This window comes from Oceanobacillus sp. FSL W7-1304, assembly GCF_037969805.1.
GTDB lineage: Bacteria > Bacillota > Bacilli > Bacillales > Amphibacillaceae > Oceanobacillus > Oceanobacillus profundus.
Genome location: NZ_CP150211.1, coordinates 3,935,761 through 3,948,848, shown reverse-complemented (window position 1 = coordinate 3,948,848; position 13,088 = coordinate 3,935,761). Strand labels below are relative to the sequence as shown.

The 13,088-nt window shown below is 37.7% G+C and carries 12 protein-coding genes; 3 read left to right on the top strand and 9 right to left on the bottom strand.

The genetic code is table 11. The annotated features are described in order from the left end of the window. Positions 1-37: 37 nt before the first annotated feature. From NYE61_RS19495 to mmgD, 8 genes are all read right to left on the bottom strand, one after another. The gene (locus NYE61_RS19495) at positions 38-1,099 is read right to left on the bottom strand and encodes a C45 family peptidase (RefSeq protein WP_303447532.1); all 1,062 of its coding nucleotides are present in this window, start codon (positions 1,097-1,099) and stop codon (positions 38-40) included. Beyond that, positions 1,096-2,718, bottom strand: a complete 1,623-nt coding sequence (locus tag NYE61_RS19490) for an amidohydrolase (RefSeq protein WP_303447531.1) — start codon at positions 2,716-2,718, stop codon at positions 1,096-1,098. Before NYE61_RS19490 ends, NYE61_RS19495 begins: the two co-directional genes overlap by 4 nt. 21 nt (positions 2,719-2,739) lie before the next feature. Continuing rightward, the gene (locus tag NYE61_RS19485; protein ID WP_303447530.1) at positions 2,740-4,245 is read right to left on the bottom strand and encodes a sodium:solute symporter family protein; all 1,506 of its coding nucleotides are present in this window, start codon (positions 4,243-4,245) and stop codon (positions 2,740-2,742) included. Continuing rightward, positions 4,245-4,463, bottom strand: a complete 219-nt coding sequence (locus tag NYE61_RS19480; RefSeq protein ID WP_095310970.1) for a hypothetical protein — start codon at positions 4,461-4,463, stop codon at positions 4,245-4,247. The genes NYE61_RS19485 and NYE61_RS19480 overlap by 1 nt, the downstream gene beginning before the upstream one ends. A gap of 123 nt (positions 4,464-4,586) precedes the next feature. Next, positions 4,587-5,144 carry a peroxiredoxin gene (locus NYE61_RS19475; RefSeq protein WP_303447529.1) on the bottom strand — a complete coding sequence of 186 codons (558 nt, stop codon included), beginning with the start codon at positions 5,142-5,144 and terminating at the stop codon, positions 4,587-4,589. A gap of 452 nt (positions 5,145-5,596) precedes the next feature. Next, positions 5,597-6,499 carry a methylisocitrate lyase gene (prpB, locus tag NYE61_RS19470; protein ID WP_118889799.1) on the bottom strand — a complete coding sequence of 301 codons (903 nt, stop codon included), beginning with the start codon at positions 6,497-6,499 and terminating at the stop codon, positions 5,597-5,599. Positions 6,500-6,605: 106 nt separating this feature from the next. Continuing rightward, positions 6,606-8,045, bottom strand: a complete 1,440-nt coding sequence (locus NYE61_RS19465) for a bifunctional 2-methylcitrate dehydratase/aconitate hydratase (RefSeq protein ID WP_303447528.1) — start codon at positions 8,043-8,045, stop codon at positions 6,606-6,608. A gap of 38 nt (positions 8,046-8,083) precedes the next feature. After that, the gene (gene mmgD, locus NYE61_RS19460) at positions 8,084-9,193 is read right to left on the bottom strand and encodes a citrate synthase (protein WP_303447527.1); all 1,110 of its coding nucleotides are present in this window, start codon (positions 9,191-9,193) and stop codon (positions 8,084-8,086) included. A gap of 196 nt (positions 9,194-9,389) precedes the next feature. On the opposite strand from mmgD, the gene NYE61_RS19455 reads away from it, so the two are divergent. The 3 genes from NYE61_RS19455 to NYE61_RS19445 all read left to right on the top strand — a co-directional run bounded on the left by NYE61_RS19455 (position 9,390) and on the right by NYE61_RS19445 (position 11,871). Continuing rightward, positions 9,390-10,259: a LysR family transcriptional regulator gene (locus tag NYE61_RS19455; protein WP_095311006.1), complete on the top strand. Its 870-nt coding sequence runs from the start codon at positions 9,390-9,392 to the stop codon at positions 10,257-10,259. 111 nt (positions 10,260-10,370) lie between these two features. Further along, positions 10,371-11,375 carry a DUF3231 family protein gene (locus NYE61_RS19450; RefSeq protein WP_303447526.1) on the top strand — a complete coding sequence of 335 codons (1,005 nt, stop codon included), beginning with the start codon at positions 10,371-10,373 and terminating at the stop codon, positions 11,373-11,375. A 7-nt stretch (positions 11,376-11,382) separates the two neighbouring features. Further along, positions 11,383-11,871 carry a hypothetical protein gene (locus NYE61_RS19445; RefSeq protein WP_095311010.1) on the top strand — a complete coding sequence of 163 codons (489 nt, stop codon included), beginning with the start codon at positions 11,383-11,385 and terminating at the stop codon, positions 11,869-11,871. Between the two features lie 103 nt (positions 11,872-11,974). Here the strand turns inward: NYE61_RS19445 and NYE61_RS19440 are convergent, their stop codons facing one another. Next, positions 11,975-13,066 carry a sugar diacid recognition domain-containing protein gene (locus tag NYE61_RS19440; protein WP_095311012.1) on the bottom strand — a complete coding sequence of 364 codons (1,092 nt, stop codon included), beginning with the start codon at positions 13,064-13,066 and terminating at the stop codon, positions 11,975-11,977. Positions 13,067-13,088 lie beyond the last annotated feature (22 nt).

Below are 13,088 nucleotides of genomic sequence, written 5' to 3'. Positions count from 1 at the left end.
GCATAACCAGAAGATCGATTATGCATCCTCCTTCATATTATTTAATACGATTACATGGTTTCCCTTTTATCCAGGATAACTTATTATCTGTTAAATTCATAACGATACTAAACACGGTTTCCATCCCGGTTAGGGTAGATTCTTCGTCTGTATCGTTCGTAACATGACTACAAATAGAATTCGGATAATTATCATGATTGGATAGGAAGTGAAATAGATCTTCGGCTTCTAAAGCTTTTTCTTTTAAATCTTTTACTTGGTTACGAATTGTATCAAATCGACTGTAAGAGTTTGGTACTACCTCTTCCCTGATGAAGTCTCTCATTTCCGTTGAACAGAGGTGATTGGTATGGACAAGCGTCCCATTAGTTGCCTCAATTCTTGCAGTATGAATTGGTGATACTTCCAAGCTTGCTGCATCTCCCGGCTTCGATGCGATTAAAAAGTGTGCAGGAGATGCCATTTGATTACGATCAACTTTAGAGATAGCTTCTTCAAATGATTCCGATTCTAAAATAGCTCTTAGCCCTAAATGAATAGGAACTTTAGGCTGCCATGTATTGGTTACTAATGCATTGAGACATACACCAACATCTGCACTGTTGCAGCCGATTTTTCCAATAATACCAGCCTCTGTAATCATCTGTACTGTTGGCAAAGTGTCCTGCTGAATTTCAAGGTGAACTAAAGAGTCTATTTGTGCACCTTTCCAATCCCAGTTTTGTGCTAACCATGTTTTAGATGTTTTCGGTTTCGTTAATGCAAAGGAAGTACAACCATCTGGTGCGTTGCTTAATGCAATCTCACTTCTAGCGTTCAGTGCAAGTATATCTTCAAATTGTACTGCTGCTCCTTTAGCTAATCCTTCCATCTCCTTCATGTAATTTGCATTATATTTTTCAATTGCGGAAACATGTAATAGTGCTTTATTGCATGCTTCCTTCCAGGAGATTCCAGATGTTTCTTTAAAGAGCTTTTCATACGTTTGTAAGCTGCTGTGCACCTGCTCTTTTGCAAGGCTGCCATGTTTAAATCCTATTTCATATGATGTTCCTGATAGAGTAAGAACGGTATCTACATTTGGCAGCAATCTACTCATGCTTGGGCGCCAACCTTAGAATTTCTATATACGATATCTCCGTCAATCATCGTCCATTCTACTTGGACATCTGGTATGTCATCAATATCTGCATTTAAAATCGAACGATCGAGTAATACTAAATCAGCAAGTTTACCAGTTTCAATACTTCCTTTAGTGTCTTCCTCAAATGATGCGTAGGCACCGTTTAATGTATACATACGAATTGCTTGGAGTAGAGACACTGTTTTATCTTCCCCGATCACTTGACCTGAGTTTGATTTCCGGGTCATAGCAGCATGGATACCACGCATTGGATTAAAGTCCGTTACTGGACAATCAGAAGCGATTGCTGCAGGAATTTCTGCCTTTTGATAATCACCCATTGGGTACATCGAATTGGCTCTTTCACCATAATTTTTTACATAACCATCACCATATTCAAATAGAAAAGCTGGATTAGGAATTGGTACAACATTTTGTTTTCTCATTCGTTCAATTAAGTCAGGTGTTGCAATTCCTGCATGTTCAATCCGATGTCTCGTATTTTCTCGTGGATGTAATGCATTTGCTTTTTCAATCGTTTTTAAGAGCAAATCGATTGCAGCATCCCCTTGCGCATGGGCAGTAATTTGCCATCCTTTTTCGTGAGCAGGTATAAATAAATCGTCTACTTCTTCTTGCGAGAAATATTGTATTCCATAATTTTTTGAATCACTTGTGTAGCCTTCTCGAGTCCAAACGGTTGGCCCACTGCTGCTACCGTCAAGGAAAAGCTTCACAGGCCCAATTCGGAACTTGTCATCTCCTAACCCAGTATAAATTCCAGCATCAACCATATGCTTAACAACCTCTTGGGCATCATTTAGAGCACCAACCATAGCATAAACTCTTTGTTTTATCAGTCCGTTTTTACTATCAGCTTGCAGAGATCTGAGATTATCCAGACCATATCCAGTAGCATCGTGAATGGATGTAATTCCTTTTTCTGCAAAATGTTCAGAAGCGACTTTATGTGCAATCGATAGTTCTTCCTCTGAAAAGGATGCAATCGAAAACATCTTCATATGTGCATTTTCAAGTAATAGTCCAGTAAGTTCACCATCGGCTTTGCGATCAAACTTTCCCCCATCAGGGTCTGGTGTGTTTTTATCAAACTCCGCAATCTGAAGTGCTTGGCTATTAACAACTGAAATATGACCACATGTCCTTGTAATCATGATAGGATGCTCAGTCGTAATAGCATCTAGTTCTTCCTTCGTTGGAAAACGTTTGTCCGCAATTGTTTGCTCATTATATCCCCACGCTCTAATCCATTGACCCTGTGGTGTTTTACTAACCTTTGCTTTGATTTCCCTCAGCAGGTCATCAATTGTTTGAATACTATCGCTTTTACACGAAATCGATAAGCTGTTTGTTCCGTACATAGATATATGCAAATGAGAATCTATAAGTCCAGGAATAAGTGTTTTTCCCTTTAAATCGATAATCTCACTGTCATCATCTTTTAATTGTAATATTGTGTCATTCGAGCCAGCTGCAATAATTTTATTCTCCTTTATAGCAATCGCTTCAGCTATTTGATCTCTCTCGTTTACTGTAATAATTTCCCCGTTAATAAAAAGATATTGCTTTTCCATGTAAAGACCCTCCTGTAGTATTTATTTTATTTCAACACGTAATGATGGTGATGCTTCATCCTCGTAGAGTTCATCAACCATGTCAGGAAAGAAACGTTCAATTGTCTCTTTAGATACGGGTTGAGTCATAAATGAAGCAACAACAAAGATTACAGTGTTTGCAGCTAATCCCCAAATACCAGCATGTATATCTAATGGATGAGGAATTACAAATGAAAAGATAACAGTTATAATGAAACCTGCTAATATCCCCCAGAAAGCACCGTGTTTGGTCGCTCTTGGCCATAGAAAAATACCAATAATTGCTGGGAATGCCTGTGCAATAAATCCATATCCAATTAGTAGAATATATACTAGACTTGCAGGTTCCAGAATAGAAATTGGCGCAATAATAAATGCCATAATTGGGAAAATTAATCGTCTTGTCCATTTCCCTGTTGTTTCCTCATTCCATTTAAAAAGGGGTTGCAATACATCTTTACTATAACTAAGTGCAGTTGCATGAACACAAGGTTCACTAGAGGACATTGCAGCAGCAAGCGTTCCAGCACCTAATAGACCGGCTACAACTGCAGGCATTGTATCAACTGCAAGTTGAATAGCAACTTGATCTGGTGTGCCGATATTAGGATACATGAAGACCCCAATAAAGCCTACAACGATCATTGGAACTAGTACAACATAAAATGTCGGTAGTAAAGTTGCAGATCTTCTGATAGATTTTTTTGAATCAGCTCCCATCCACTGGATCCAATGTGTTTGCCAAATGGAAAAGAAAGATATTAAAATCGATGTTGTCCAAAAAGTAGCATTCATATCACCCAACGCCCCAGGAAGTGTTAGAAACTGTGGAATATCCTCTTTTACACGCTCAAAAATTGGTGCAAATGAATAACCACCAGTGAATTGCTTGGTTGCCCATAATCCAACAAAGAAGGACACGAACAACATTAACGCCCCTTGAAATGCGTTTGTTACACCGATTGCTTTAAGCCCACTTTTATATAGATAGATTGAAATTGCACCTAGTGATAAAAAGACACCAACCCAAGTAGGAATTAATCCATAACTCATGACATTTAAAATATAAGCTGCACCAGTTGTTTGAATTACTGCATATGCTAAGACACCAATTGAAGTAACAATAGATGCTATACCACCTAATACTTTACTTTCATAACGATCGGATATGGCAGTGGATTGGGTGACATGATTGTATTTTTTACCTAATTCCCAAACTTTCGGCCCAAAATACCAAGCAAGTATTGCCATATACGTTAAATAAACGACAACATATAGCGCAGGGACTCCCTTTGAATATGCCCACCCAGGAGAACCCATAAACGTATAAGCACTTACTCCACCTGCCCCGATTAATAGGTACATCATGATTGGGCCCATACTCCTGCTGCCAACCCCCCACTCTTCCACGTTATCCATGTTTTTCCCTTTTCCAGCAAAAAAACCCAAAATAACAGCTATGAATATATAAGCAACGGTTATTATGAAGGGTATGTATTCAATCATCAATCTACCCCTCCAATCTTATTAATGAACGCCATGGAGAAAGTTGTTAAGAAGATAATCAAAATAGACCAGACCATAATTAAAGGTAGCCCAAATACAATAATTTCTTGATTAAATATATTTATAATTGGCCAGCCTCCTAACAGAATAATAATAGCTATTAGACTTACACCAAACCAACCTTTTTTTGTTTTTGGAAGTTTAAATGTAGCTTTCATAGTAGTACCTCCTTGGATTGAAATTTAATTAAGATCTAACTAGGTGAAGGGTGCCAGAAGTACAAAACAGCATATTGTTCATTGTTCTATCATCCTACAACGTTACCGTATAATTACTTTTCTTCAATTAGATAGATATTCTATTACTTCGTCTATATTTTTATCTGGAGGAAAAACAGGATAAAATACTTTTTCAATTGTTCCATCTTGAATGATAATTGTAACTCTTTTATTAAGTGACATAGAATCCACCTTAAATAGTGGCAGGTTTAGAGAATTTGATAAGGTCAATTTTGAATCACTTAATAGTTCGAAAGGTAAATGAAGCCGTTCAACTGCTTCCTTTTGATATTCTGAACTCTGCGTACTTACACCAAATACTTGTGTATTAAGTTCTTGTAATTCCTTATAGTGATCTCGAAAGGAACAAGCTTGTGGTGTACACCCTCTTGCCCCTGGGATTTGATCCCATCCATTTGGGAGACTTTCCCGTGGATTACCTGTCATTGGATAAAAATATAAAACAAGTTTCCCCCTAATTTCTGATAGGTCTACAATGTGACCAGTTGTAGAGGTTAATTCAACTGATGGTATCTTTTTACCTTTTAAATCATTACATGCACCATCATCAAGTGGTACCGGAAGGTTGGTAGGAAGTTCATTATAATTATTCGTTGTCATTATTTACACTCCTTCGTTCTTTTGGATCAAGGTTTTCTATACCTTCTTAGAACCAGCCCAGATCAAAGGTCTTTATACTTGCGATACACTTTCTGGTCTTTCCTCCTTTCATTTTGTTCTAATTAATAGAATATTTATAATTATAGTTTTTGTTGTAAGCGATTGCATTAATCACATTGTAAAAATTATTAGTTGGTTATGTTACAATCTGTCCAATCCCTTTCATCTAAATCACAGAAAATATACTATACCTTGCTAAAAATATTAATAAATTATTATTCGACATTTATTGATTATGCATTTAGTAATAATATTCCATATTTATTAGCCAAACCGTCCAATGTATCTAAAAAACAAAATAGTTGAACGTTTCATAATGAATTCAATGATAGCTAGCAAATCAAAAAGGCATGGAATCCAAATTGATTCCACACCTTTTGTGCCAACAAAATCTAATCCTCTAATACCGTCTTCGAAATTGTATTATCCAATTCTTCGAAATCATCGTAGGAAATGGTTTTATAGAGCTCTTTTCTCGTTTGCATATTAAACACACCATCTGCTTGGGAGCCTTGCTCTTTAATTAAGTTAAAGATTCGTTCATATGCTTTCGCTGCTACTCTTAAAGATGTAACTGGGTAGATTACCATCCGAAAGCCCATGTTTTGAAACTCCTCTGCTGTAATAAATGGAGTTTTACCAAACTCTGTCATGTTTGCAAGTAATGGAACGTCTAATTTTTTCGCAAAAAGACGAAATTCTTCATCGGTTTGTAATGCCTCTGGGAATATTGCATCTGCACCAGCTTGTATATAACTCTGGGAACGCTCTACAGCAGCATCTATTCCCTCTACTGCTCTTGCATCTGTTCTTGCTACAATGATTAACGAAGGTGCTACTTCTTTAATAGCTTTGATTTTTTGTACCATTTCTTCCGTCGTTACAAGCTGCTTTCCATTTAAATGACCGCATTTCTTCGGTAACTGTTGATCTTCAATTTGCACTGCGGCAACATTCGCTTCTACCATTTCGCGAGCAGTTCGAGCAACATTTAACACACCGCCAAAGCCTGTATCGATATCAACTAAGACGGGTAAATTTGTTGCCCTGACAAGGTCTCTTGCACGTTCTGCCACTTCTGTTGATGTAACAATTCCGAGATCAGGTAATCCTCTGCTTGCTGTGTAAGCTCCACCTGATAAATATAAAACGGAAAATCCTGCATCCTTTGCGATTAATGCTGCCATTGCATCATGCGCACCAGGTATTTGTAAAATGTTATCGGTAAGCATCTGTTCTTTAAACCGATCAGCTAATTCCTTCTGAGTCGATTGTTGGTCTACAATCCATGCCATAAACGTTCCTCCCTCTCGTTAAATATAAACAGAAATTCACAGGATGTTTATCCCATCTTGCCTTATTCTTTTCCTTACGCATACTGTTTTAGGGGATTACAGCCCTTTATTGCGCAATAAATAACTCTACAAATTCATTGACATTCATTTTTGCTAGCTTGTTGTAGTCATAGCTAACTTCTTCAATTTTCTTACGCTGTTTTTCCGTGTAATGTGTAGCAAGGTTTGCTGCATACTTCTCAATGATTTTAGGTATTGCTTCATCTCTGCGGAACCGATGTCCTAATGGATATTCTCGCTCTACATTTTCCGTCACTGTGCCATCCGTAAAATGTACCTGCACCGCATTTGCAATCGAGCGCTTGCTCGGATCAAGATAATCCTCTGTATAGGATTTATTTTCTACAACGACCATTTTATCCCGCAACCCGTCAATAATTGGATTTGCAGCAAAATCATCCTCATAGTGCTCAGCGCGAATATCTCCTTCTAAAAGTCCAATTGCTGTAATATACTGCAAGCAGTGATCACGATCGGCCGGGTTATTGAGCGGACCCTTTTTATCAATAATCCGAATCGCTGATTCATGCGTTGTAATTGTAATTTTATCAATCTCACCTATACGATTGACTACTTCAGGATGAAGCTTTACCGCTGCTTCGGCTGCTGTTTGTGCATGGAATTCAGCTGGGAAGGAAACTTTAAACAACACATTTTCCATTACGTAACTGTCGAGCGGCTGACTAAGAACTAATTCCTGCTTGTTAAATAGTACGTCTTGGAATCCCCAGCCAGGTGCGCTTAATGCTGTCGGATAGCCCATTTCTCCTTTCATTGCCATCAGAGCTAAGCGTACTGCCCTGCTTGTCGCGTCTCCAGCAGCCCAAGACTTCCGTGAACCAGTATTCGGAGCGTGACGATACGTACGTAAGCTTGAATTATCAATCCAGGCATTTGTCAATGCATTCGTGATTTCTTCACGTCCACCACCAAGCATTTTTGTTACAACAGCTGTTGTTGCTATTTTTACATATAGAACATGATCAAGTCCTACACGATTCAAGCTATTTTCTAACGCAAGCACACCTTGAATTTCATGTGCCTTAATCATCATTTCCAGTACATCTTCCACCTTTAGCGGCTCTTTCCCCTTCTGAATTCTAACTTGACTGAGATAATCAGCAACTGCTAAAATTCCACCTAAGTTGTCTGAGGGGTGTCCCCACTCTGCAGCAAGCCACGTATCGTTATAGTCAAGCCAGCGAATCATTGTTCCAATATTAAATGCTCCCTGAATTGGATCAAGTACATGAGATGTCCCAGGCACGCGCACACCATTTGGAACAACTGTACCAGGAACAACTGGTCCGAGCAGCTTCGTACACTCTGGATAATCAAGTGCAAGAATTCCGCATCCTAATGTATCGATTAGTACATGGTGGGCTGTTGAATATGCTTCTTCACTCGTTATATCTTTATTCAAAACGTAATCTACAATTTCCTCTATTAATGCATCTGTCTTTTTATAAGTATCCGTTTGTAACATGATAAGCATCCTTTCCCTTACATTCTTTTTTTTGTTTATCAAACATGCCGTGCGCCAGTGTAATTAACTCGCGGCCGGAACAATCGATTATTTTCATGCTGTTCAATGACATGTGCTGCCAGTCCTGCTGTTCTCGCACTAAAAAAGATTGGCGTATATAGTGGGATTGGGATTCCCAGTTTCCAATAAACTGGTGCTGCATAGTAGTCAAGATTTGGATAAAGTCCTTTTTCTTTCTCCATAACCTTTTCGCCTGCCTCACACATTTCAAGCAACAGATAATCCCCGTCTTTTTCACATAGCTGCCTTAATGCTTCTTTCGTAATCAATGCTCTTGGATCCATTTTTTTCATATATACACGATGACCGAACCCCATAATCTTTTCTTTCTTTTGTAATTTCTTCAGTAGCAGTTCTTCAAATTCTGATACGGTTTTTACTTCATTTAACATATACATCACAGCTTCGTTTGCCCCGCCATGTAAATTTCCTTTTAAAGAAGCAATTGCCCCGGTTAACGCTCCATAGATATCCGAGTTCGTGGACGCAATCACACGTGCAGCAAATGTAGAATTCGGCATTTCGTGCTCACTATACAATAGAAGCAAACGGTCAAAAATTTCTACTTCTAACTCAGAAGGCTTTTCACCAGTAATCATGTACAAAAAATTTGCGCTGTAGGATAAATCCTGAAGTGGATAAACCGGTTCTTGTCCATTTATTATCCGGTGACTATTCACCGTTATCGTCGGAAGCTGACCCAGCAATTGATAAGCTCGTTTTTTATTAGCTGGCAATGTTCGATCTTCAATCGCCTCATCGAATCCTGCTAAAACAGACAAACCAGTACGCATCCCATCCATTGGATGTGTTTGCTCCGGCAATAATCGAAGTACATCCATCACATTTGAAGGCACATCATAATAATCCTTCAATATCTCTTCTAACTTCGCTTTCTCAGCTGCTGTTGGCAGTTCCCCTTCTAATAAGAGATGCACGATTTCAGCATAATCTTTACGTTTCGATAGCTCAATCAGATCATAGCCTTGAATAATGATTTGTTCCTTCTCCACATCAAGAAACGAAATGGACGTCTCTGCTGCAATTACCCCTTCCAGACCTGGCACATATTTTGCTTTTGTTTCCATGAATATCCCCCTAGCTTTTTTAAAATCTCAGAAAATACTATGACGAACAATTCGGCTCACTACATCACCAAACAGACAGCGCTTTCAAACCATTTCCAATTTCATTATAATATTGAATTGAAAATTATAAAAATATATAATATTAATAATTAGCCATTGATTTTTTCTATAGCTCATAAAAGTGAGGCGATTAAGGATGAACTATCAAGATTGGGAAATGCTGGCTGCACTATATTCTACTGAAAATATTACAAAAGCAGCAGAGCATCTTTTTTTATCACAGCCCACATTAACATCAAGGATTCAAAAATTAGAAGAGCACTACGGTGTACAGCTCATTCTCCGAAAGCGCAGAGGTGTTACATTCACACCTGAAGGAGAGCATTTAGCACAGCATGCACAAAATATGCTTCGGGAACAACGGAAGATTGAAGAGAAAATTAATAACATGAAAAATCAAGTAACAGGTACGTTACGAGTTGGTGTTTCGAATTTTTTTGCATTAAATAAGATGCCGAAATTATTACGTCTTTTTAAAAAAGAATATCCAAATGTTGAGTGTCAAATGGTAACCGGGTGGAGTAGTGAAATGCATCGACTAATTTTAAACAATGAGGTGCATATTAGCTTTATTAAAGGGGACTATCCATGGAAAGAAAACAAAGAGCTTTTATACGAAGAAGAAGTATGTATTGCATCTCCATGGGATTTCAAGTGGGAGGAACTGCCGCGCATGCCACGGATTGATTACCGCACTGACGAGCATATGAAAAGCATGGTGGATGAATGGTGGTTCCATAACTATTCACAAAGGGCTAATATTACCATTCAAGTTAATCAAGTAGAAACCTGTAAAGAAATGATTGTAAACGGACTAGGCTATGCGATTATCGCAAATTTAGTTGTTCGTCCTTATACAGAACTTTTTATAAAACCAATTATGCTACCATCTGGAGAGCCAATGATAAGAAAAACATGGATGTATTATCATGAAGATGCATTACAAATGAACATTGTACGAGCTTTTATTCGATTTATTCAAACGTTGGATGTGAAATCTTTATAACTCTCTTAAAGCCGAAACAAGAAATAGCTTATATCCGTGCATAAATAATATTATTAGTCAGAAACTAACGGAAGAAAATGAGCGAACACTTTATGAGAGGAATAAATACGTATGGGAAATCATGATAACATTAAATTAACGGCTCCAGAGATTTCAACTTTATGGGCTGGCTATCAAAGTAATTCAATGGCCATATGTGGTTTAAAGTATTTTTTAATGCATGTCGACAATGAAGATATCCGCAGCATAATTGAAAATGCACTCACATTATCAGAACAGCAGCTTGAAAAAACAACCGACTTTTTCAGGAAAGAGGATTATCCAGTTCCACAGGGGTTTACAGAGAAAGACGTAAATTTAAATGCACCCCGTCTATTCTCTGATAAGCTTTATCTTGCTTTTGTATTCAATATGACCGTTGTCAATTTAGCTAGTCATGTCGCCTCTTTGACGACTGCTGTCAGAAGTGATTTACTGCAATTCTACGCTGATTGTTTATCAGACTCTGAAGAACTACACATGAAAACAAAAGAATTTTCAAAAGAGATAGGTATCCATATCCGTGCGCCACACATACCGACTCCCAGTCAAATTGACTTTGTTAAAAAGGAAAGCTTCACTGCAGGATGGCTGACAGACAGACGCCCATTATTAGGGTCCGAAATAACAAATCTAGTGTTCAATGCACGAAGAAATTCACTGGGGCAAGCTGTTATGACCGGTTTTAGTCAAGTTGCCCAGTCAAAGGATGTACGAAAGTATTTTGAAAGAGGCCGTGAAATATCCAAAAAACATATAGAAGTTTTTAACTCTATTTTAAGCAATAGCTATTTATCAGACGGTACAATCTTGCTGACTCCAGAAGTAACTGAATCTACTGACCCTCCTTTTTCAGATAAGTTCATGATGGTTTTAACATCGTCGTTAATTGCATCTGGTATTGGCCAATATGGAATGTCTATGTCCTTAAGTCCCAGACACGATATAGCGGTTCAATACAGCCGTTTAATGGTAGAAATAGCTAATTATGCAAATGACGGTGCTTCTATTATGATTGAAAATGGCTGGATGGAGCAACCACCAATGGCAGCTGATCGAAAAGGGTTAGCTAAGTAGGTTAAAAATGGAAAAAAGGGCAGATTTAAAAAGTAAAAAACTTGAAGTACTTCTGTGGAGTATTGCTTTACCAGGATTCGGTCAACTTTTAAATCGTAAATATATGAAAGGTTTCGTACTAATTGGATTAGAGTTTTTAGTTAATGTAATGGGGAATTTTAACACCATTATTGTACTTAGCTTTAATATGAAAATCGAAGAGGCCATTGCACAGACAAATTATTTATGGCTGATGTTTTACCCCTGTTTATATTTCTTTGCTATCTGGGATGCTTATAAAGATGCCGGAGGTGGTGAAAAACCTTTCGCTTACCTCCCCCTTGTATTTTCAGCCTATTTTGTTACAGTAGGCTTAATTTTTTCTCCCACACTTACAATATTTGGTGTATACATTGGACCGATGTGGCTGCCTATATTATTTCTTCCAATTGGGTTAGGTGTTGGGGCACTGATTCGAAAGGTATTGTTTAAAATTTATGTTAAAAGCTCTGGATAAATTCTTTCTGCTGCCGGTTTTAAGTATTTTATACGAAACCGGCTAATGCAAAGAAATATCCACTTTTTATTTTGTGCTATACTTTCCAGAAGTTAAGCTCTTTTTACTCCTGTTCATAAATCCACAAAGCAACCTGTAATATTAATGCATCATTAAACTTCCTCGGATCATAACCTGTCTCATTAGCAATCTTATTTATCCGATAAATTAGCGTATTACGATGCAAAAATAACGCATCAGCCGTTTTTTGGATATTCAAATCATTTGCAAAAAACGCCTCTAACGTTCCTGCTTTTGTTTTGTCCACACATTGCAATATTCTGTTAGAGAACCTTTTTCCAACAGACTTATCAATTTGATACAATAATGCCCTCACTTCTAATTGAGCAAATGAAATAATCTCTGTTTTAGGATCGCCTATCCTTAAGGCAAGCTTACAATCAGAGTAGGCTTTGTTTAATTGTTGCAATTCGTGAAACATTAAGCTATAAGACATTCTAAATTTTATTTTTAGCTTCTTTAAAAGCCGCCCAAGTGATTGGATGTTAGTCAGCAGGTCCCTCTCTTCAAGTCCCGTTGTTGCAATAAAGATTTGATTAAGACTGATAAATCCTGTTATTACATACGTTTCGCCAAATACCTTCTCCAAACTCTGAATAAAATCCTGCTTGGGAATCTTAAGTTCATCTATTCGAATGACAATAGCTGTGAAAGGTGGAATAAGTTCTAATTTCAGCATACTTAGTCCTCGATTCATTACATCATAGGAAGGAGAACGTTTTAGCAGTTGTTCAATTATCATTTCTTTTGTACGTTGTTTCCATTCAAGCTGTGAAGCAATAAACTCTTGGTTAATCATAAGCTCTGTCGCCATCTTTACTAATTCTGCAATATCTCCCATTTCATCTGGATTGCCTGTTATCCCAATCACTCCGATAATTCTCTCTTTGAAAACAATTGGTAAATTAATACCCGGTTGCGCTCCTTCCCATGCTTCATCCTGATGTGAATAGATTGTAAGGGATTTCCCATTTTTTAATACCTCAACTGCTCCTTCATGAACCGTATGTAATCTTTTTTCATCCTTTGTGGCAATAATAGTTCCATCCATATCCATAATATTAACGTTACGACCTAAACGTAAAGAAGTTTCTCTAACGATTGTCTTTGCAATTTCTTTTGTTATCATTTCCATGATTCATCATCCCCTTTAGTCG

Excerpts from the sequence above, each read along its gene's own strand:
- prpB (WP_118889799.1), bottom strand. The coding sequence starts at position 6,499 with ATGGCATGGATTGTAGACCAACAATCGACTCAGAAGGAATTAGCTGAT.
- NYE61_RS19440 (WP_095311012.1), bottom strand. The coding sequence starts at position 13,066 with ATGGAAATGATAACAAAAGAAATTGCAAAGACAATCGTTAGAGAAACT.
- NYE61_RS19495 (WP_303447532.1), bottom strand. The coding sequence starts at position 1,099 with ATGAGTAGATTGCTGCCAAATGTAGATACCGTTCTTACTCTATCAGGA.
- NYE61_RS19475 (WP_303447529.1), bottom strand. The coding sequence starts at position 5,144 with ATGACAACGAATAATTATAATGAACTTCCTACCAACCTTCCGGTACCA.
- NYE61_RS19480 (WP_095310970.1), bottom strand. The coding sequence starts at position 4,463 with ATGAAAGCTACATTTAAACTTCCAAAAACAAAAAAAGGTTGGTTTGGT.
- NYE61_RS19485 (WP_303447530.1), bottom strand. The coding sequence starts at position 4,245 with ATGATTGAATACATACCCTTCATAATAACCGTTGCTTATATATTCATA.
- mmgD (WP_303447527.1), bottom strand. The coding sequence starts at position 9,193 with ATGGAAACAAAAGCAAAATATGTGCCAGGTCTGGAAGGGGTAATTGCA.
- NYE61_RS19455 (WP_095311006.1), top strand. The coding sequence starts at position 9,390 with ATGAACTATCAAGATTGGGAAATGCTGGCTGCACTATATTCTACTGAA.
- NYE61_RS19490 (WP_303447531.1), bottom strand. The coding sequence starts at position 2,718 with ATGGAAAAGCAATATCTTTTTATTAACGGGGAAATTATTACAGTAAAC.
- NYE61_RS19450 (WP_303447526.1), top strand. The coding sequence starts at position 10,371 with ATGGGAAATCATGATAACATTAAATTAACGGCTCCAGAGATTTCAACT.
- NYE61_RS19465 (WP_303447528.1), bottom strand. The coding sequence starts at position 8,045 with ATGTTACAAACGGATACTTATAAAAAGACAGATGCATTAATAGAGGAA.
- NYE61_RS19445 (WP_095311010.1), top strand. The coding sequence starts at position 11,383 with ATGGAAAAAAGGGCAGATTTAAAAAGTAAAAAACTTGAAGTACTTCTG.